The organism is Terriglobus saanensis SP1PR4 (genome assembly GCF_000179915.2).
Classification (GTDB): domain Bacteria; phylum Acidobacteriota; class Terriglobia; order Terriglobales; family Acidobacteriaceae; genus Terriglobus; species Terriglobus saanensis.
Map to the genome: position 1 here is coordinate 2,651,399 of NC_014963.1, position 19,346 is coordinate 2,670,744.

A 19,346-nucleotide genomic window follows, 5' to 3' on the forward strand; every position below is an offset into this window, starting at 1 on the left:
TACGCGCTTCGCGCAAAGGCAACAACTGAAAGCCCCGGAGAAATCCGGGGCTTTCCTGGTTTATGAATCCGCAAACGAGTGGTAAAAGTGCACATGATCTCCAGACGCCGCTTTATCGCCACATCCCTGGTCTCCTCAATCGCTGTCACCAGCAAGCAACACCTCTTGTTCGGACAGTCGACCTTGGCAACACCTCTGCCCCGCTGGACGCCGGGCGTTTTGGAAATCCATCACATCGCTACCCAGCGGGGAAACTCTGCACTCTTTATCCTGCCGGACGGCTCCACCATGATGGTGGATGCAGGCGCTATCTATGGAGAAACTCCTTATCTCAGTGAAACGCGTCCATCCTCCGCGCACCGTCCGGGAGAGTGGCTTGGCCGATATGCGAAGCGCCGACTGGACGCAGCGGGACTGAAAGGAATCGACACCTTTCTTGCAACCCATCTCCACGGAGATCACATCGGGTACCTTTCTCCTCAGTGCCCTCCCTCCAGTCAAGGAACTCACCACCTCACCGGCGTCAGCGATGTGGCTGCAATCCTACCCATTGCCCGGTATGTGGATCGTGCCTTGCCTGACTTCTCTTATCCAATTCCGGCGGAGCAAGATTTCCAAAAGAACTACCGCGCCTTTCTGAACTCCGAAGTACAAGCCGGAAGAAAAGTCGAGCGTTTCCGGGTGGGTGCGAACGACCAATTTAGCCTGCTGGATCCTGGAAAGCATCCCGATTTCGAAGTGCGAAATCTGGCAGCGAACGGTGAAGTCTGGACGGGAAAAGGTGAAGCAACGCAAAAGCTCTTCCCCGAACTTACACGATTGAAAACAGAAGAATTCCCGTCAGAGAACGCATGCTCGTGCGCCATACGAATGCGCTATGGCAAGTTCAGCTACTACACTGGAGGCGACCTGACTTCGGAGACAAACTTCGGACGCGATCCCTGGCGGGATGTCGAATCTCCTGCGGCAGAAGTCTGTGGACCTGTAAGCGTAGCGGTCGCCAATCACCATGGATATTTCAATGCGAATGGTGAAAGATTTGTCCATGCGCTTCAACCGAAAGTCTTTGTCATTGAGAGTTGGGATTCGGCACATCCGACGGTAAATGTTCTGAACAATCTCTTTTCCAAAACGCTCTATCCAGGCAAACGGGATGTCTTCGCGACGACGGTGAAGGCTGAGAATCGGATCGCAAATAAACGGACGGACAATCTCGCTTCACGAGAAGGTCACATCGTTCTCCGCGTGGAACCGGGTGGCCTCAACTTCACGGTTCATATACTTGCGAATACCGACGAGAGCGATACGGTAACCGCGTCGTTCCGCCCGTATATCTCGTAATTCTGAATCGGGTACCCAATGCGCAGCTTCATCGCCCATGCTTGGGTCTCGACCAAATGGATTTAAGTACAGAGCTATACTCTATTTCCTACGGAGACACATAAAGCATGCCCCAAAATCTCCACCAAACCATCGCTCTTTTAACCAACACCCCCGCCGCCCTATCCACCCTCCTCCACGACCTCCCCGAAGCGTGGACCCACCGCAACGAGGGCGAAGGCACATGGACGGTAGCCGAAGTCATCGGCCATCTCGTCCACGGCGAGCAGACCGACTGGCTCGCCCGCGCGAAGATCATCCTCGAACACGGGGAGAGCCTTCCCTTCCCAGCCTTCAACCGTGCGGCACACCTCAACGCCCCTCAGAAATCATTGGACGATCTCCTTGAAGAATTTGCAGACCTCCGCGCAGCGAACCTTGCCGAACTTCGCTCCTGGGATCTGCAACCCGAAGACCTCGAACGCCGCGGAACCCATCCCGCCTTTGGCTCGGTCACACTCTCCCAGCTTCTCGCCACATGGGTCACCCATGACATGACTCATCTTCACCAGATCTCCAGAACCCTTGCCTACCAACACCGTGATGCCGTTGGGCCATGGAGCGCCTACCTCGGTGTTCTCAAGTGCAGCCCCACTGATCGCTGAGCCATCGATAGGTGCCCATATGAGTAGCTTCATCGTGCATGTGGGTATTGGCGCAAAGCGACCCCTCTTAGACTTCCGTTCCATCCCAATCCCAGACGGGACGAGCATCCCTCCCGCACATCAAAAAGCGCGATGTACGGGGCACCCGGATTTCACCGTTGCACTCCAGACAGCTATATCGCGAAATGGCGTTGCAACTCTCGTCTTCTCCTCCGCCTCCAACCACACGAAACAGAAACACATGCGCCACTTGGAGGACGACATGAAGACGATCAACAAACTGATGTGTTGCGCAGCAATCGCTGGCACCGTTGCCTTGGTTCCCACCAAAGCTTTTGCCGCTACCGAAGATGACAAGAAGTTTTTGGCCATGGCTGCTCAGTCGGACAAGAACGAGATCACGCTCAGCGAACTCGCAGAACAAAAGGCCACTAATCCTGCTGTCAAAACCTTCGCCCAGCACATGGTGATGGAGCACACCAAGATGTCTGAGAGCATGGCGCCCTTCGCGACCTCCTGGGGATTGAATCCTCCCGTGGAAGCGGACTCCGACCACCAGAAGGAGCTTAACAAGCTGAGTAAGCTCTCCGGCAACGACTTCGACAAGGAATACATGGACCAGATGGTTTCGGATCATTCCAAGGCTCTCAGCGCCTTCACCAGCGAAGCCAAGGACACGAAAGACGTCAAATTTCGCACTGCGGTTTTGAAAGGTAAGACGATCGTGGCTGCGCACAAGAATATGGCCTACGACTTGAAGAAGAAGCTCTAACGCAACGGTCTTTTGCAGCAAGAGAACGGGGCAGCTTGACGCTGCCCCGTTCATATTTCACCAGATGAAATCCTATCCGCTACCATAGACAGGTATGCCTTTTCCGATCAAAGTTTGCGCCGTCTGCTCCGAAGAGTTTGAACTGAAGCCCGATAAGCCCGGTTTCGCCAACCGCTGCCCCGAGTGCAGCGCCCCGGAAGCCCCGGAGGCCGCCGCCAAAGACAAGGTGGACAAGGAAGCAAACCAGGCCCGCCGCGAGGCGATGCGCAATCTTCTCTACCGCAAAGACAGTTAGCCACTACTGCGCTGCGTTCCCTGCACGGATCGCCTTGGGAGCGCTGACCTTGGTTCCGTGGACCTTCGCAGTGACCTTCAGGTCCAGAAGCCGCTTGTTTGCAGGAGCGTCAAAGCTGATCAGGAAGCTCTCTCCCAGATCGGCCATGAACTTGTCGAGCATGGGCCGGATCGAGGGCGGATTGATCGTTCCCTGTCCCAGCAACTCGCCGCCTGTGCTCGTGACGACATCGCTGAGATAGTTCTGTCCGCTGAACGAGCCGAGACCCAAACCGCCGAAGTCGCGGTTATTCCACGGAATGGCATAGACGGTCAGGCCGTGCTCCTGCGCATCATGGATGGCGGTGTCGACATAGGGGCTGTTCTGGTTCATCGGGCTCACAGAACCGTTATAGGGATCAATGCCGTTGGTGATCATCACCACGACGCGCGGCGCTCCAGTGTTCGTGGGCCAGCTTTTTGCCAGGTCGGAGAGGCAGAAGTACGGACTGCCGCTAATGCCGGCCTGTCCAAAGGGAAGGCGAATCGCCTTGACCGCCTCCTCGTGCTCCACGGAAAAACCGTGCGAGAAGATAACGCGTCCGTTCTGCATGTAGCCGACGCCGATCGCTACATTGGGTGGAAGCGACAGAACAAATCTTTGAACTTCGCTCAGATTGTTCGCGAAGTTCCCGCGCAGACCATCGTCGATCAGGAGCGCGATCTCTACGTGCCCATTTGCACCCAGAACGGGCCGCACACGCGTTACGGGAACGCCATGCCCGTTTACCTTGATCTGAAGGTCGTCTTTACTGACGGGGCTACTTCCACCCACCACACGAACAATGGCCTGCGTGGGCTGCAGACCTTCTTCCTGCGCAACGGCACTTGCCGCACACAAAAGAGAAATACCAAATCCAAGAGTACGCAGTATACGAACCATGAAAAAACCTCTATCTCATTAGACGCTTCCCACGGTCTATCGAATCTACTACTTGGCGGTTCGAGAGATTTTCTCTTCTACGTCCTCATCCACCTCGTCGACCGCCTTGTTTCCAAGCCGCTTCATAGCCTGGGAACGTACCTGCTCGTAGCGATTGGTCAGATCGTCCAGTTCGCTGTCCGAAAGGTGCTCGATATTGATCATCTGGTTCTTCGCCGCGTCGATCGAGCAGATCAACTCATCCAGCTTTAGGTTCATGGCGCGCGCGTCGCGGTTCTGCGTGTTCTGGATCAGGAACACCATCAGGAACGTCACAATAGTCGTTCCGGTATTGATGATGAGCTGCCACGTATCGGAGTAATGGTAGACAGGTCCAGTCGCGGCCCATAAGACGATGACACCAATCGCGCCAGCAAACGCCCATCTGGATCCCAGGTACGTTGCCGTGACTGCGGCAAAGTGGCCGAAGTGGTCTGTATTGCCCTTCAATGCTTCTTTGCGCTTCGGTTCCATGGTTTCCCTCGGGGACAAAAGATGAGACGCCCCCTGCAGTCTCGCAGTTGTGTCTGCGGCGTATGCACTCCTGCAGGCACAAAACAGCCCGGCAAAATGCCAGGCTGTTGTCGTCAGAGAATGCTCATCCTATCCACCGCCGAGCCTGACCTTCAGGCCTGTGCGGAAGTTGAACGGCAGGGAGGGATAACCGATCGGGCCCATATGCTGCTGTCCCAGCAGGTTATTCATCTGCGTAAACACGGAGAACTTCGACGTGATCTGGTAGGTCACATTAGCGTCGATGTTCTGATAGCCGAAGTCCAGATTGCGGTTCGGAAGCAGCAGCGTATTGCCTCCGTTGAAGTCGGAGAAAGACAGGAACGTCGAATCATCCGACCGCGAAGAAAACGCGCTTTTGACCGCGGCAGTGAACTTGGTCGCGGTGTACTGCACCACAAAGTATCCCGTCTGCGGCGCACGTCGAAAGGGCCTCTGCCCAACGAGCGGCGAACTGCTGCCGATGGCGATCCCGGGATAGTTTGGGTTGGTTGTCGGAAATCCACCAAGCTCCGCTGTTACGTCGCTGGAAAAGCTTTTCTGCACGTTCGAGTCGAGGTAGGTGTAACCGCCGCGTGCAAAAAAGTGCCGACTGGCGCGCCATTCCAGCTCCGTCTCGATACCCTGCGCGCTGAAGTCGAGCGAGTTGAGATAAGCGCCAAAGTAATTGGCAACGCCAGAAGGTACAGAGATACCGAAGTACTGCTGGATATCCGAAGAGCCCACAAATTCAATCTGTCTGCCGAACTCGTTATGAAAGTAGTTGAACTTCAACATCAACTTACTTCCATAGATGCTCTGGTCCACTCCTCCCTCGTAGGTGCGGAGCCGTTGCGCACCGATGGGACTGACGCCCGGAATGGTAAGGCCAGCCTGCTGAAGTAGTACATACAATGAGGAGAGTTGCGTGGAGAGGTTTGGCTCCTGCACACCCTTCGAGAAGTTGAAACGCAGCTTCGTTCCATGGAACCATCCAGACCCCGGACGTACAGGGTAGCCAGCAAGACCGAAGCGCGGCGTCGCTTCTGTGCCGTAGAGGTAGTTCTTCTGGATCGCTCCGCCCAGAGTGAAAAACACACGGTTCAAAACATCGCCCTGTAACTGCACGTTGTAGTCGTAGTTACGGCGGCGTGCACTCTGGTCCAGGAAATTGGCGGGATTGTGATACGTCCCACGCTCGTCCTCGTAGCGGAAGCTTCCGTAAGCCGAAAGATGTGGAGTGAAGTGATAATCCGTCTGGTACTGCATCCCGTCGCGATTGTTCGCTGAATCTGATGGCTGGGGATACGTCCCGCCAAAAGCAATCGCCGCACGTCCCGTTCCGCTTGTTCCGTTGGCGCCACGAATCGTTACGGTGTTGCCGTAATACGTATCTCCAAAAGCGCCACTAACAGCCTCACCCACCGGGAAAAAGTTTGTAGCCTGTTCATCTTTGCGCGATCCAAAATATCGCAGCACATTGTGCCAGTTGCCGCGATAGATGTTGTCGATCGTTCCGCCAAAGAAGGTCTGCTCGTCGGCCTGTTTCCCCGCCGCCACGATCCCTGCAAAATCAAACGCTCCGGGGAGACCCGATGCGGATACACCGCGCCGCACTGTGCCGCGAAGCTGTGTGGAACCATTCAGGCTGTATCCAAGATTCGCCGCAGCAGTCGTCACGTGAAAGCGATCCATCGGCAGAGCGTTCGAGCTGTCGAAGCGCGAAAACGCCGTGTAGTAATCGATCTTGCGATACGCCCCACTCAACTCGGCTTCATTGCGATAGGTATGAAAGTTGCCCGCGTCTCCTGTGTAGTTCAACACTGGCGCCGGAGTGACACCGTGCGGGATATTGAAGCTCACAACGGACGAGATCGCGTCCGATCCGTAGAGAACACTGTCCGGTCCTCGGTGGATCTCCAGGCCGTTCACTGCGGTCGAAGACAGGATGCCGAAATCGAACCGTCCACCCACATCATCCGCCGGTATGCCATCAACCATCACCTTGTTGCCGTCGGACGTTCCACCGCGTACAAAGAGCGAGGTCTGACCGCCATTCTGGCCTGTTTGGACGACGCTCACCCCAGGCTGCAACCGCAGCTCGTTCACCACGCCTTCGCGCGTTGCCAGGTCCGCAGACGAGATCAGATTTACGCTCGCGCTGGATTGCTCCATCGGCGTAGGCAAACCTGTCGCAGTGACGGTTACCTGCTCCTCAACCGCACGGAAGCCCAGCGTCAGGTGGTTGGTGACGACATCCAGATCGCCTCCGTAGAAAGGCTGCGCCACATTGGTGGCATATCCTGCGGCACCGGTCAGCAGGACAAACCGTCCCGAACCCGCGCTGCGAATCTCATAACTGCCGTCCTCGTTAGAGGTCCCTGAAGCAACTACCAAGTGTCCCTGTAGCAACTGGATCTTCGCCAACCCTATCGGTCGTCCCAGCGGATCGCGCACGTCGCCGCGCACTACGACAGCATTAAGGCTGGACGTGAAAAGAATTGCTGCAAAACCGCCCAACGCGCACGTTCGAACTTGCGTACGGATACCGGCAAAAATCTGGCCTGAATCATAGAACATATCTGCTCCTCCACTCCCCCTCGGGAGTGTGGCTGGTGTCAGCAGTGGAATCGGTCTCCTGACTTACGCGCCCGGCTGCAACGATATCTGGACCGCTTCCCTTCCCGCGGCCCTGAGCCACAGTGCGAAGCTTCCTCGATTGCGAAAACCGTTCCGGCCCATGGGACCATGGTGCGCTTACAGTTGCGGGGCAGTGGCGGATTCTCACCGCGCTTCCCAATGCATTCCTCTGCAGTAACAAATGAAAAAGCACGTAGTGATCCTCACTGCGCGGAAGTACGTCTACCAATGCAAACGATAGCCTATTGTAAGCCGACAGCCTGCTAGTCAAGCAGCTCCATCATCACCTTGGCCGCATACACGCAGTCCGCCCGCGAAACATCATAGTGAGTGACCAGCCTGACGGAGTCGGCCCCGATAGCACTCGCGAGCACGCCGCGCTCCTTCATCCCTGCCACCAGCTCCGCCGCTTTACCGGTTTTAATGGTGATGAAGACAATGTTCGTCTGCACATCCTCAAGACCCACCTTGCAATGCGGATGATGCGCAATCGTCTCTGCCAGCAGACGTGCATGGGCATGATCCTCGCTCAGACGAGTGGGCATCTCTTCCAAAGCGATCAACCCTGCCGCTGCGAGGATGCCCGTCTGGCGCATGCCACCGCCCAGCGCCTTGCGCACAACCCGCGCGCGATCCGTCAGCTCACGCGACCCCACCAGCATCGATCCCACAGGAGCTCCGAGTCCCTTGGAGAGACAGAACATCACGGTATCGAAGCCCTTGGTCAAAACCGCAACGTCTTCGCCCAACGCAGCCGCCGCGTTAAAGACACGCGCGCCGTCGAGATGCGTCTTCAGGCCCGCCTTCTGCGCGCCGTACCAAACCTCTTCCATCACCGCCAGCGGCGTCACCGTACCGCCCGCCATGTTGTGCGTGTTCTCCAGCCAGATCAGCGAGGTCTGTGCTTTGTAATAAATCTTCGGCGAGATCTTCGGCGCGATGTCACCCCACGTCAGAATGCCGCGCTCCGCAGGTACCGCGCGCAACTGGCAACCTGAAAATGCAGCCGCCGTTCCCATCTCCCAATCCAGAACATGCGCGCGAGCCTCGCAGATCGTTTCAGTTCCAGGCTGCGTATGCAGACGCATAGCGATCTGGTTTCCCATCGATCCGGTGGGCACAAAGATTGCAGCTTCGCGGCCAAAGACCTCTGCCGCCCGCGCTTCCAAACGGTTCACCGTCGGGTCTTCTCCGTAGACGTCGTCCCCAACTTCGGCTGAAGCCATCGCCGCACGCATCTTCTCTGTCGGCTTCGTCACCGTATCGCTCCGCAGGTCAATCACTCGCATCTCCTTCAAGCCGGCACCGCCAAAAGTTCACCAAAGACGCTGGAACTCACCACGCGTCCACGCGCAGTCAGCCCAAAACGCCCGTTTGCAGACCACATCAGCCCACCCTGCACCATCTCATCCACCGCACCATGCACATCCGCAAGGAGCGCAGCCTCGACACCCTCGTTCAAACGCAGCCCGAGAAAGACCTTCTCTTCAAAAGCCTCAGCATCTTCAACACGTTCCACGGACACAGGATCCGCCTCACTGAGATACGCGTCCAGTTCATCGCCATTCGAAAAACGGGCCGCTCTGCCCTGCTCATCCGGCAACATAGAATGCGCATCCAGGCCAAAACCCAGATAAGGAGCGCGCTCCCAGTACTTCCGGTTGTGTCTCGACTGGTGGTCTTCGCGGGCAAAGTTTGAGATCTCGTACTGTGCCAGTCCGCCCTCAGCCAGCACATCGCAGGCTTCGAGATACATTTCCGCCACCGCGCCGTCGTCGGGAACCATACCCGCGCCATAACGCACACCCGGCCCGATCAGTTCACGCCCCAGGCGAGAGTCTTCATCGACCTCCAGCATGTAGACGCTCACATGATGCGCGCCCGTGGCGACAGCCCTTCGCAGCGATTCGCGCCAGCTTTCGCACGTCTGGTGCGGCAGACCGCAGATCAGGTCGAACCCGACATCCAGACCCAGCGACCTCAGCCGGGCAATCTCGTTCTCGCACTGAATCCCGGTATGCAGCCGACCTACTGCTGCCGACTCCCGATCCACAAAACTCTGTACGCCCAGCGAAACGCGAGAAACTCCCAGCCGCATCGCCGCCTGCAAACTTGTCTCGGCGATCTGTCCGGGGGCGCACTCCATCGTTATCTCGGCATTTGTGACGACATCAAACTCGCCGCGCAATGCTGCAAATATCTCCTCGAATTTGTCCACACCAAGAAGGCTTGGCGTTCCGCCGCCGAAGTAAACGGAATCCACAGTCTGCGGGACGACTACGCCTCGTTCCGCAGCGATCTGCCGTGCGGAGCGGATCTCTGCACACAGCCGGGCGACGTATCCGTCCATCCGTTCCGGCGCAAACGCGTCCGAGGCAAAGTTGCAGAAACTGCACTTTGCCTTGCAAAACGGCACTGAAAGATACACACCGAGCGAATCCCGCACCCTCCTATTCTCCCACGCATCTAAAATCAACTGATACATGCCAGAAAAGCCGCAGGATACAAAAAAGAAGAAGAAAGTCGCCACGCCGGAGGATGACGTCCTCGGTAAGGCCTACGACGGTCGCCTCATGCGCCGCCTGCTTACCTACCTGCGTCCTTATAAGGCAGCGACTGCTCTTTCCGCTGTCGCTATTCTGCTCAAAGCCTGCTCCGACGTAATGGGCCCCTTTCTCATTAAAGTCGCTGTGGACAACTACATGTCCGCGCAGCGCCCGGCAAATCCATCTTGGCTGGCCCGCCATCTTTCCACGACGCCGCTCACCGGCGTGGCCGAGTGCGCCGCCCTTTTCCTCGGCTCCCTCTCTCTCTCTTACGGTCTGGAGTTTGTGCAAACCTACCTGATGCAGTGGACCGGCCAGCGCATTATGTTCGACCTGCGCAAGCAGATCTTCCGTCATCTGCAGCGCATGGATGTCGCCTTCTTCGACCACAATCCCGTAGGCCGCCTCGTTACCCGCGTCACATCCGATGTGGACGCGCTTAACGAGATGTTCACCTCTGGCGTACTCGCCATCTTTGAAGATGTCTTCGTCCTGCTCTTCATTGTGATCATCATGCTGAAGATGAGCTGGCCTCTCGCGATCCTCACGCTCTCGGTCCTGCCGCTCATCATGTACGCCACGCGCCTCTTCCGCATCTCGGTGCGCGAAAGCTACCGCCGCATCCGCACAGCCATCGCACAGATCAACTCCTTCACGCAGGAGCATGTCTCCGGCATGTCTGTCGTGCAACTCTTCAATCGCGAGCAGCGTGCCTATAACGACTTCAAGGACATTAACGCCGCCCACCGCGATGCCTTCGTCGACCAGGTGCAGGCCTACTCTCTCTATTACCCGGCGGTCGAACTTCTCAGCTCCATCGCGATTGCGCTCGTCGTCTGGCGCGGTGGACATGCCATCTTCCACGAGACCCAGATCCTCGGCGGCACCGTTACCCTCGGCGTACTGATCGCCTTCATGCAGTATGCGCAGCGCTTCTTCCGTCCCATTCAGGACCTCAGCGAAAAGTACAACATCCTGCAAGCAGCGATGGCTGCTTCAGAGCGGGTCTTCAAGCTCATCGATACGCCCGCGCAGATTACGTCTCCCGCTCTTCCCGTTGCAGGCGACCTCTCCGGCAGTATTGAGTTCCGCAACGTCTGGTTTACCTATCAGAGGCTGGATGAAGCCACAGCCGCTCGCCTCGCATCCGCAACGGAATCCGAACTCGCGCACGAGCACGGCATTGAGTGGATTCTCCGCAATGTCTCCTTCACCGTGGCTCCCGACCAGACGGCAGCCATCGTAGGCCACACCGGCGCGGGTAAAACCACGATTACCGGGCTCATGATGCGCTTCTACGATATCCAGCACGGCAGCATCCTCATCGACGGCGTAGACGTTCGTCAGCAGGACCTCAATAAGCTGCGCAAGCGCTTTGGCGTGGTTCTGCAGGACTCGACCCTTTTTACCGGCACGGTCGCCGACAACATCCGCCTCGGCACCACCTCCATTACCGACGAAGAGGTGGAGCACGCAGCGGACGAGGTCAACATCGGCGACTTCATCCGCACGCTTCCCTTGCAGTTCGCCGAACCAATGCACGAACGCGGCGCAACCCTCTCCACCGGCCAAAAGCAGCTCATCAGCTTTGCCCGCGCACTTGCGCACCGGCCCGCCGTGCTCATTCTCGACGAAGCCACCTCTTCGGTCGACACCGAGACCGAGCTTCGCGTCCGTCTGGCGCTGGACCGCATGATTACCGGCCGCACGTCCATCGTCATCGCGCATCGCCTCTCTACCATCCAACGTGCGGACACGATCCTCGTCATGCACAAGGGCCAGCTCCGCGAGTCCGGCACCCACAACCAGCTTCTTGCCGCACGCGGCCTCTACTGGAAGCTGTATCAACTGCAGTACCAGGAGCAGGAAGCCGAACCAACCGAGCCGATAACCGCGCAAATCGCGTAAGAATTACTTTTCTGTAACTTATTTACTGCATTGGTTGATTTCGACACGTAAATCCGCAACGGGGTACGCTATCCTTGCACCGGAAGCAGAGATATCTGTAATACCGAAAGAGAGATATTCCTCGTGTTCAACCGCATGCCGAAGGACAAAAGCTTCTTCGACGATTTCGAACAATTGGGTCAGTGCCTTACCAGCGTTACTGCTTCTCTTTCCTCCTGCATGGACCAGTGGCCCGGAATGAATGGCTGCGTGCAAAGCATGGAAGAGAACCGCCACATCGCGCACCAGGTCCAGCGCGTCTGCCTTCTGCATCTCGACACGGCGTTCATTACGCCCTTCGATCGCGAAGACATTCTGCAGCTCGCCACCGAGCTTTACAAGACCATCGCTGCCGTTGCGACTGCTGGGCGTCGGCTGGAGCTGTACAAACTGGAAGATATGCATCCTTCCCTGCGTTGGCACGTCTCTGCGCTCGATAGTATGGCCCGCGAGATCTCGGCGACCATCAATCTCCTGCGTTCCGCCCCCAAGCTTTCCGCCCTTCGTGCCAACCTGGACGAGATCGGTCGTCTCGAAGAGACAGCGCGGCAGCATCGTGACCAGTTTCTGACCGAGGTGTACATCGACCAGGCAGATCCGATCGCCGTGATGCAGAAGCGTGAAGTTCACGATCTCATGATGGATGGCATCGACCGTTGTGACCGTCTCGGCCGCACCGTGGAACGCATTCTCCTGAAAAACGACTAGGACAAACGAGCAATCATGCACGCCGCGCCTTTAGCCCTCGTCGTCATTACAGTGGTCATCGCCCTCGGCTTTGACTTTCTCAACGGTGTCCATGATGCCGCCAACTCCATTGCAACGATCGTCACCACACGTGTGCTCACGCCCACGAAGGCCGTGATCTGGGCAGCGAGCTTCAACTTCATCGCCGCCTTCCTCTTCGGCACCGGTGTGGCGCATACGATCAGTTCCACCATCATCGATCCCCGCATCATGAACCTCTATATTGTGCTGGGTGGCCTGCTGGGTGCGATCACGTGGAACCTCATCACTTGGTATCTTGCCCTTCCCACCTCCAGCTCGCATGCGATTATCTCTGCGCTTGCCGGAGCGGCCATCGCCAAAGCCGGCTGGCACGCCATCCTGATCAAGGGATGGATCCCGATCCTCGCGTTCCTGCTCCTTTCGCCGCTCATTGGCATGGTGCTTGGCTACATCCTCATGCATATCGTGGCGTGGAGCAGCTTCCGGATGCACCGGGACAAGGCATCCAAACTCTTCCGCCGCCTGCAGCTCGTCTCTGCGGGCGCCTATTCTCTGGGACACGGGACGAACGACGCGCAGAAGACCATGGGCATTATCGTGGCCCTGCTGGTATCCACCGGCTACGGCAACTACGCCCTCGGTCATACCCGTCTCTTTGGCCGCACGCATGAGATCTCCATCTGGATCATCCTCTCCTGCCACGCCTGCATCGCCGCCGGAACGATGATCGGCGGATGGAAGATCGTGCGCACGATGGGATCGCGCATCACGCCACATCTCCGCCCCATCGATGGCTTCGCCTCGGAACTCTCCGCTGCGGTCACCATTGCCCTGGCCACCTTTGCGAAGGTGCCGATTTCCACGACGCACGCCATCGGCGGAGCCATCTCCGGCGTCGGCGCGACGCGCGGTCTGCATGCCGTCCGCTGGATCTGGGCCCGCCGCATCATCTACGGTTGGATTCTCACTTTCCCGGGCGCAGGCCTTGTAGGCGCTTTCTTCTACGCAGTCGTTCACTTGGGCATCGAACGCTTCATTGGTGGCGGCGCACCGATACACTAGAGTTAGCCTTCGTTCAGACGACCAGCTAAACTACGCACATCGCTACGAAGCCCAAACCGACGATCTTCCTCTCCGCAGGCGAAGCCTCCGGAGACCACTACGGCGCTCAACTCATCACCGCGCTCAAGGACGCTCTCCCCGAGGCCGGCTACACAGGCCTCGGCGGCACGGAGATGGAGCAGACGGGTCAGCAGCGCACCATACGGGCGGAAGATGTTGCCGTCATGGGCATCACCGAGATCCTCCGCCACATCCCCCACATCTATCGCTCGTACCGCCGCCTTGTCGCCGAGATCAAAATCAACAAGCCAGACGTAGCCGTCCTCATCGACTTCCCCGACGTCAACTTCCGTCTCGCCAAACACCTTCATCGCGCTGGCGTTCCGGTCCTCTGGTTTGTCTCCCCACAACTGTGGGCCTGGAAACGCTCCCGCCTGAGGTGGGTTCAGCAGCGGGTCTCTAAAATGTTCGTAATCTTCCCTTTTGAGCAGGAGTTCTATCGCAATCGAGGCGTCGATGCGACCTTCACAGGCCATCCTTTGGCGGATCTGCCGCTGCCCACGGTTACGCGGGAAGAATATGCGGAACGGAACAGTCTCGATCCAGCAAAGCAGTGGGTGGCGCTTCTCCCCGGATCCCGCTGGAAAGAAGTTCGGGCAAACCTTCCGGCGATGGTCGAAGCGGCTCAGCAGTATCCGCCGAATGTCGAATTCATTCTCCCCATCGCGGCCACCCTTCAACGATCCGAGTTTGCCGCATACCTTGAATCACTCAGGACACCTCAAGGTAAAACAAGCTTCACCCTGGTTCATGATGCCCGAGCCGCCTTGCACCATGCCCGCGCTTCGGTTGTGGCCTCAGGAACAGCGACGGTCCAGGCCGCACTCATCGGCAATCCATTCCTCGTCGTCTACCGCGTCAGCGATCTTACCTTCCGGGTAGCCAAGCGCCTCATCCGATATCCTGCTGAGATCCCGGCCCCAAAAGACCAGTACGGCAATCTTCCCATCGCGATGCCAAACCTCATCGCCGGCAAACGCATTGTCCCTGAACTCCTTCAGAATCATTCTGATGCTATCGAAATCAAAAAAATACTTAATCTATTACTTGAAGATTCCCCGGAACGCGCAGCGCAGATAGCTGACCTTGCTTCTCTCCGCAAATTAATGAAACCTGCCAACAACACCACGGCCATTGGTCAACTCAAAGACGCCGTCCTCCAGGCGCTCGGAATCCGCTCATGAATCGCCTCGAAGCCACCCCAACTTCCTCACCCGCAACGCCGTCTTCTGCGTCTAACTCACTGAGACAGATACAGCTCCCGCCAGAGGACCGCATCCGTATGTCACGTCACCGCCTTTTGAAGACCAGTATCGCCGTTGTCGCTCTAATCTTTTGCAGCTTTGCCGGACGCGCCGCTCCTCCGTCACGCCCGCTGCTCCAAGTCACGGCGTACACGATCAACGCGGATATCGACCCCGCCGTGGCTCGCCTGACCGCAACGGTTCAGGTCACCTTCACTGCGCTCGAAGACGTCTCCACCGCAACCTTCGAACTGAACAACGGCCTCAGGGTCACCAAAATCACCGACGCAACTGGCGCGACTCTGCAATCCGATCGCAACCCCACGACATCCACGATCAACGTAGCGATGACCGCTCCCATTGCCAAGGGCACCAGCACGACGCTCAGTTTTGAATACACCGGCACCCTCAACGGCGCGGACACCTCTCCCGTTGAAGGCATTAAACTCGCTGCCATCGCCGATCCCATTACCATGCTGCTTTACCCCGGCCGGTGGTTTCCGGTCTCTGGGCTCTATACCCAGCGTTTCACTGCGGAGATGCACATCCGTGTCCCCAAGGGCGAAACAGTCATCGCAAGCGGAGCGACGAATCATCCTGCCGCACCGGCATCGACTGTTCCCACCCTCCACGCGACAGCGCACATGACTCCTCGCCGCGCAGGCGGAGGAGTAGGCACCCGCACTACTGCCAAACCGACGACAACGGCTAAAGCGGACACTCCTCCAGCAGCTCCGGCTGCTGCGCCTACTTCTTCGGCAAACATGGAGGAGTTCGATTTCTCCTGGCAGAAGCCCGGGTTCCCCGGCACCGTGATTGCGGGCAAATTCCTTCCTGCCATCCGCTCCTCGGGCGCGCGCAACGTCAGCATCTATGTGACTGAAAAACATAAGACCGGCGCCGCCGAGTACGCCGCCATTGCTGCACGTCAGCAGGAGTTCTTCACAACAACCTTCGGTGAACCGCAGTCCTCCACGCTCAACATCGTGGAGATGCCTGAGGATGCCGTCGCCGCCTCCTGGGCCCCGGAGATCGCCGCCATTGCGGGTAATCGCATCGGCAACGCCAATAGCTCTCGGCTTCTTTCCAACACCATTGCCCACCAGTGGTGGGGCAGCGAAGTCTCTCCCTACACACTCAACGATGCCTGGATCACAAACGGCATGAGCCGTTATGCCGAACTGATGTTTCTCGAAGACGCCAGCGGAAAGACCGCCTTTCAGAATGCAGTGACGGACGTCTCCGCCGGTGCACTCGCTTACGATACTGCACCCCTCGCTACCCTTGGTCGCGTCGATCCCTACTCGCCCCAGTTCCAATCCGAGACTCTCGAGAAGGGAGCCATGGTCTTCCATATGCTTCGCTACCAGATGGGTGATGAGAAGTTCCCCGTCTTCCTTCGTGGCCTGCTCTCGCAGTTTGCTGGAAAGGGCGTCCGCTCCTCCGACGTGGAAACGGTGGCCGCAGCGCAGTCCGGTCTCAACCTCACACCCTTCTTTGCGCAGTGGATCGATGGGACGGGCGCTCCTGCCTTTACGAGCAAGTTCACCGTCTATCGTCTGGGTGGCAACAAGGGTTTCCGCACCATCGGAGCGATCTCGCAGGACCTCGATCTCTTCCGTATGCCCGTCGATCTTAGGATCGAAACCGAAGGCAAGACGGAGAATAAGCGGATCGATGTCTCCGGGACTGACTCGCACTACACCATCGAGACCTTTGGACGTCCCCGGCGGATTGTGATCGATCCGGAACATTGGGTGCTCAAATCCACCCCCGACTTGGCCGTCCGTGTTGCCGTGCTCAAGGGTCAGCAGTTGGTCGCGCAGGGTGACCTGATCGGCGCGCTCGCCGAGTATCAGCATGCGCTTGATGCCAACAAGAACTCATCGCTCGCGACCTATCGCATCGCCGAGGTCTTCTTCACGCAGCGCAACTACCAGTCCGCCGCCAACAGCTATCGCGACTCGCTTCGCGGCGATAACGATCCCAAGTGGACGGAAGTCTGGAGCCATATTGGTCTGGGCCGCGTCTTCGATCTCACCGGCCAGCGCGACCGCGCGGTCAATGAGTACCGGCTTGCGGTACAGACAAACGACAACACGCAGGGCGCGATCAACGAGGCCCGCGCTCTTCTGCAGAAGCCCTACACGCGCGAACGCAGTCCCGACTAGGATTGCGCAGCAAAACTACATCACAACGACACGGTCATCCAGGGAAATAGCTGCCCACCCGAGTGCAGCAAACAGACCCGCCACTTCATCCACTGAGGTCTCAGCCGTGCGCACCCCACGCACCAGCGAAACCTCACCCTCGCCCAGACGCACGCCGACGCACTTCTCCGCACGGTAGGTGCAAGCAGCGAGATCGCTCACGCTGAGCGCGGTCGTCTGCACCATCACAAAGGTCTTTGGGGGGGCCATGCGGTCGATCATGCAGACCAGTTCCAGCTTGCTCTCCAGTTCATCCGGAACGAAGTCGATGGCAAAGTCCGCCTCACGCACGGCGTCTTCTACCGTCGTAGCAAACTCCAGCACTCCATCCTGTCCGGAGAAATCCACGGAGGCGTCGCGTAACTTGGAAGGCATAACGTCTTCCAGAATCACGCGGTATCCGGCGCGCGCGCAGGCCATGGCAAACGCGCGCCCCTTCAATCCCGCACCGATCACTGCAACGGTTTGCATCGCAGCTTACTTCTTTTCGAGAGAGGCCACCACGGAGGCGTAGCTCGGCTCGCTGGTACGGATATGCTCCGCCACGCGTGCGCGCTCTTCCTCAGTCAGTGTGGGAAGGACTGCCATAATTCTGCGCAGCGTTCCAGACATATCATCCACAAAGTTCATCGTACGGATCGCTTCACCAGACAGCGGCATGTGCAGAGTCTCCTAATCGTTTCGTTCCAGAACCAGTGTACTAGCTGTGCTGCTCTTCGACCGCCTGCTCCACCGGAGCCTGGCTCTCCAGGGCTTCCACCACATGCGGCTCCACTAGAACCTCCTCGGGCTCTACATAGCCATCGCGGTCCGTGATTTCTGTAATCGCCAGCAGTTTTTGTGCAAGGTCGGGATGTAGAGCCTCAGGAACATAGCGCCACGACCAGTTCCCTGCAGGATTTGCAGGGGTGTTCATTCGTCCGTCACTTCCAAGATGCAGGAGGTCCTGCAGAGGCAAAATGCAAAGCGCGGCCACGCTGCGTTCCGCAGCGCGGATCATTGCCCAGACCACATCGTTCGGATGCTGCAGAGGTCCGAGATACTCCACTACGTTGGCGCGGTCCGCCTCATTCAACTGCTCATACCACCAGCCCAGCGTTGTATTGTTGTCGTGCGTTCCCGTATAGACGACCATGTTCGGAACAAATCTGTGAGGCAGATGCAGGTGCGCGCCGCGATCGGAGAATCCGAACTGCAGGACGCGCATGCCGGGCATACCAAACTCTTCGCGAAGTTCATCCACCTGCGCCGTGATCAGGCCGAGGTCTTCTGCAACAAACGGAAGTTCGCCGAGTTCCTTCTTCAGCTGCTTGAACAGCTTCTGTCCGGGAGCCTCAACCCACTTTCCATCGATGGCTGTCTCCGCAGCCGCATCGATCTCCCAATACGCTTCAAATCCGCGGAAGTGATCGAGCCGGAGCACGTCGTAAAGCTCCATCTGCCGACGAACACGGCCCACCCACCAGGTGAACTTCGTCTTTTCCAGCAGCTTCCAGTCATAGAGTGGATTGCCCCAGCGCTGTCCCGTCACCGAGAAGTAGTCCGGAGGAACGCCGCTAACGACCGTCGGCTTGAACTCTTTGTCGAGCCGGAAAACTTCTTTATTCGTCCACACATCGGCAGAGTCGTAGTTCACAAAGATGGCCATGTCGCCCATCACGGCGATATCCCGAGAGGTGCAAAAAGTCTTCAGGGCGCACCACTGCTCGGTGAACAGAAACTGCACCGCTCGTTCTATATCCAACTCCTGGCATCGCTCATCATCGAACTTCGCAAGGGCCTTGGGGTCACGTGCGGCGAACTCAGGAGCCCAATCACACCAGCAGGCATAATCATGCATCCGACGCAGAACAACATAACGGACATAGTCCGTCAGCCACGCAGCATGAGCGTCGCAGAAACGAGCGAATTTATCCTGCAGGATAGTGTTATCGCATTCCAGGAACCGCTTGGCGGCACGCTCGATGAGGGGCTGCTTCTCGCGTCCCGCACGGTCGAAGTCGGTCGGATCGCCATGCCCGGCGAGTCCTTCGATCTCTCCCTGGTACAGCCATCCGTCCCGCACCAGCCGCTCCAGCGAGATGAGCAGAGGATTTCCTGCAAAGGCGCTGATCGCAGCATAGGGAGAGTTGCCATACCCCGTGGGATTCAGCGGTAATACCTGCCATAGCCTCTGTTTCGCGGAGGCGAGGAACTCGACAAATTCATACGCCGCAGGCCCCATGTCGCCGATGCCACCATACGAAGGCAGCGAAGTCACATGGAGCAACACACCCGATTTACGTTCCGTGATCATTTACTTCATCTGATGCGGAATCTTTGTATGCGGCAACTAATTTCTCCACCGGACGAAACTGCATGCAAAACAAAGAGCCGGGCATAAGCGCCCGGCTCCTTCTGTCCA

The 19,346-nt window shown here is 57.8% G+C and carries 17 protein-coding genes and 1 riboswitch; of the genes, 9 read left to right on the plus strand and 8 right to left on the minus strand.

The genetic code is table 11. From position 1 onward, the window contains the following. Nucleotides 1-93: 93 nt before the first annotated feature. The 4 genes from ACIPR4_RS10940 (at nucleotide 94) to ACIPR4_RS10955 (ending at nucleotide 3,052) form a co-directional block, all read left to right on the plus strand. Nucleotides 94-1,341, plus strand: a complete 1,248-nt coding sequence (locus ACIPR4_RS10940) for a ComEC/Rec2 family competence protein (protein ID WP_013568731.1) — start codon at nucleotides 94-96, stop codon at nucleotides 1,339-1,341. Nucleotides 1,342-1,448: 107 nt separating this feature from the next. Then, nucleotides 1,449-1,985 carry a DinB family protein gene (locus tag ACIPR4_RS10945; protein ID WP_013568732.1) on the plus strand — a complete coding sequence of 179 codons (537 nt, stop codon included), beginning with the start codon at nucleotides 1,449-1,451 and terminating at the stop codon, nucleotides 1,983-1,985. Nucleotides 1,986-2,247: 262 nt separating this feature from the next. After that, complete coding sequence (locus ACIPR4_RS10950; RefSeq protein ID WP_041586044.1) at nucleotides 2,248-2,757, plus strand: DUF4142 domain-containing protein; 510 nt, start codon at nucleotides 2,248-2,250, stop codon at nucleotides 2,755-2,757. 94 nt (nucleotides 2,758-2,851) lie between these two features. Beyond that, nucleotides 2,852-3,052, plus strand: coding sequence for a hypothetical protein (locus tag ACIPR4_RS10955; RefSeq protein ID WP_013568734.1), 201 nt, complete (start codon nucleotides 2,852-2,854; stop codon nucleotides 3,050-3,052). A 3-nt stretch (nucleotides 3,053-3,055) separates the two neighbouring features. Here the strand turns inward: ACIPR4_RS10955 and ACIPR4_RS10960 are convergent, their stop codons facing one another. From ACIPR4_RS10960 to hemW, 5 genes are all read right to left on the minus strand, one after another. Further along, nucleotides 3,056-3,973 (minus strand): hypothetical protein, encoded by a 918-nt coding sequence (locus tag ACIPR4_RS10960; protein WP_013568735.1) that lies wholly within the window; start codon nucleotides 3,971-3,973, stop codon nucleotides 3,056-3,058. 48 nt (nucleotides 3,974-4,021) lie between these two features. Continuing rightward, nucleotides 4,022-4,486: a low affinity iron permease family protein gene (locus tag ACIPR4_RS10965; protein ID WP_013568736.1), complete on the minus strand. Its 465-nt coding sequence runs from the start codon at nucleotides 4,484-4,486 to the stop codon at nucleotides 4,022-4,024. A 129-nt stretch (nucleotides 4,487-4,615) separates the two neighbouring features. Then, on the minus strand, nucleotides 4,616-7,084 hold the full coding sequence (locus tag ACIPR4_RS10970) for a TonB-dependent receptor (RefSeq protein ID WP_013568737.1): 2,469 nt from the start codon (nucleotides 7,082-7,084) through the stop codon (nucleotides 4,616-4,618). A gap of 37 nt (nucleotides 7,085-7,121) precedes the next feature. Beyond that, nucleotides 7,122-7,345, minus strand: a riboswitch (cobalamin riboswitch). Nucleotides 7,346-7,407: 62 nt separating this feature from the next. After that, entirely contained in the window at nucleotides 7,408-8,433 is a 1,026-nt protein-coding gene (locus ACIPR4_RS10975) for a threonine aldolase family protein (RefSeq protein ID WP_041586045.1), read from the minus strand. Nucleotides 8,434-8,438: 5 nt separating this feature from the next. Continuing rightward, nucleotides 8,439-9,590 carry a radical SAM family heme chaperone HemW gene (hemW, locus tag ACIPR4_RS10980; protein ID WP_013568739.1) on the minus strand — a complete coding sequence of 384 codons (1,152 nt, stop codon included), beginning with the start codon at nucleotides 9,588-9,590 and terminating at the stop codon, nucleotides 8,439-8,441. A 37-nt stretch (nucleotides 9,591-9,627) separates the two neighbouring features. On the opposite strand from hemW, the gene ACIPR4_RS10985 reads away from it, so the two are divergent. The 5 genes from ACIPR4_RS10985 to ACIPR4_RS11005 all read left to right on the plus strand — a co-directional run bounded on the left by ACIPR4_RS10985 (nucleotide 9,628) and on the right by ACIPR4_RS11005 (nucleotide 16,903). Further along, nucleotides 9,628-11,598 carry an ABC transporter ATP-binding protein gene (locus ACIPR4_RS10985; RefSeq protein WP_013568740.1) on the plus strand — a complete coding sequence of 657 codons (1,971 nt, stop codon included), beginning with the start codon at nucleotides 9,628-9,630 and terminating at the stop codon, nucleotides 11,596-11,598. Between the two features lie 123 nt (nucleotides 11,599-11,721). After that, a complete protein-coding gene (locus ACIPR4_RS10990) occupies nucleotides 11,722-12,345 on the plus strand; it encodes a DUF47 domain-containing protein (protein ID WP_041586046.1) in 624 nt (207 codons plus the stop codon). Nucleotides 12,346-12,360: 15 nt separating this feature from the next. After that, nucleotides 12,361-13,428, plus strand: a complete 1,068-nt coding sequence (locus ACIPR4_RS10995) for an inorganic phosphate transporter (RefSeq protein ID WP_013568742.1) — start codon at nucleotides 12,361-12,363, stop codon at nucleotides 13,426-13,428. A gap of 62 nt (nucleotides 13,429-13,490) precedes the next feature. After that, nucleotides 13,491-14,672, plus strand: a complete 1,182-nt coding sequence (lpxB, locus tag ACIPR4_RS11000; protein ID WP_245536519.1) for a lipid-A-disaccharide synthase — start codon at nucleotides 13,491-13,493, stop codon at nucleotides 14,670-14,672. A 98-nt stretch (nucleotides 14,673-14,770) separates the two neighbouring features. Further along, nucleotides 14,771-16,903 carry a M1 family aminopeptidase gene (locus tag ACIPR4_RS11005; protein WP_013568744.1) on the plus strand — a complete coding sequence of 711 codons (2,133 nt, stop codon included), beginning with the start codon at nucleotides 14,771-14,773 and terminating at the stop codon, nucleotides 16,901-16,903. Nucleotides 16,904-16,918: 15 nt separating this feature from the next. On the opposite strand, the gene ACIPR4_RS11010 is transcribed toward ACIPR4_RS11005, so the two are convergent. Genes ACIPR4_RS11010 through malQ form a run of 3 tightly spaced genes read right to left on the minus strand, consistent with a single transcriptional unit; the run spans nucleotide 16,919 to nucleotide 19,238 of the window. Further along, the gene (locus ACIPR4_RS11010; protein WP_013568745.1) at nucleotides 16,919-17,413 is read right to left on the minus strand and encodes a 3-hydroxyacyl-CoA dehydrogenase NAD-binding domain-containing protein; all 495 of its coding nucleotides are present in this window, start codon (nucleotides 17,411-17,413) and stop codon (nucleotides 16,919-16,921) included. A 6-nt stretch (nucleotides 17,414-17,419) separates the two neighbouring features. Then, nucleotides 17,420-17,602 carry a hypothetical protein gene (locus tag ACIPR4_RS11015; protein WP_013568746.1) on the minus strand — a complete coding sequence of 61 codons (183 nt, stop codon included), beginning with the start codon at nucleotides 17,600-17,602 and terminating at the stop codon, nucleotides 17,420-17,422. Between the two features lie 40 nt (nucleotides 17,603-17,642). Then, nucleotides 17,643-19,238, minus strand: a complete 1,596-nt coding sequence (gene malQ / locus ACIPR4_RS11020; protein WP_013568747.1) for a 4-alpha-glucanotransferase — start codon at nucleotides 19,236-19,238, stop codon at nucleotides 17,643-17,645. Nucleotides 19,239-19,346 lie beyond the last annotated feature (108 nt).

What these genes read in the sequence shown, in the direction of transcription:
- ACIPR4_RS10940 (WP_013568731.1), top strand. Translation starts at nt 94, where the DNA reads ATGATCTCCAGACGCCGCTTTATCGCCACATCCCTGGTCTCCTCAATC.
- ACIPR4_RS10945 (WP_013568732.1), top strand. Translation starts at nt 1,449, where the DNA reads ATGCCCCAAAATCTCCACCAAACCATCGCTCTTTTAACCAACACCCCC.
- ACIPR4_RS10950 (WP_041586044.1), top strand. Translation starts at nt 2,248, where the DNA reads ATGAAGACGATCAACAAACTGATGTGTTGCGCAGCAATCGCTGGCACC.
- ACIPR4_RS10955 (WP_013568734.1), top strand. Translation starts at nt 2,852, where the DNA reads ATGCCTTTTCCGATCAAAGTTTGCGCCGTCTGCTCCGAAGAGTTTGAA.
- ACIPR4_RS10960 (WP_013568735.1), bottom strand. Translation starts at nt 3,973, where the DNA reads ATGGTTCGTATACTGCGTACTCTTGGATTTGGTATTTCTCTTTTGTGT.
- ACIPR4_RS10965 (WP_013568736.1), bottom strand. Translation starts at nt 4,486, where the DNA reads ATGGAACCGAAGCGCAAAGAAGCATTGAAGGGCAATACAGACCACTTC.
- ACIPR4_RS10970 (WP_013568737.1), bottom strand. Translation starts at nt 7,084, where the DNA reads ATGTTCTATGATTCAGGCCAGATTTTTGCCGGTATCCGTACGCAAGTT.
- ACIPR4_RS10975 (WP_041586045.1), bottom strand. Translation starts at nt 8,433, where the DNA reads ATGCGAGTGATTGACCTGCGGAGCGATACGGTGACGAAGCCGACAGAG.
- ACIPR4_RS10985 (WP_013568740.1), top strand. Translation starts at nt 9,628, where the DNA reads ATGCCAGAAAAGCCGCAGGATACAAAAAAGAAGAAGAAAGTCGCCACG.
- ACIPR4_RS10995 (WP_013568742.1), top strand. Translation starts at nt 12,361, where the DNA reads ATGCACGCCGCGCCTTTAGCCCTCGTCGTCATTACAGTGGTCATCGCC.
- ACIPR4_RS11005 (WP_013568744.1), top strand. Translation starts at nt 14,771, where the DNA reads ATGTCACGTCACCGCCTTTTGAAGACCAGTATCGCCGTTGTCGCTCTA.
- ACIPR4_RS11010 (WP_013568745.1), bottom strand. Translation starts at nt 17,413, where the DNA reads ATGCAAACCGTTGCAGTGATCGGTGCGGGATTGAAGGGGCGCGCGTTT.
- ACIPR4_RS11015 (WP_013568746.1), bottom strand. Translation starts at nt 17,602, where the DNA reads ATGCCGCTGTCTGGTGAAGCGATCCGTACGATGAACTTTGTGGATGAT.
- malQ (WP_013568747.1), bottom strand. Translation starts at nt 19,238, where the DNA reads ATGATCACGGAACGTAAATCGGGTGTGTTGCTCCATGTGACTTCGCTG.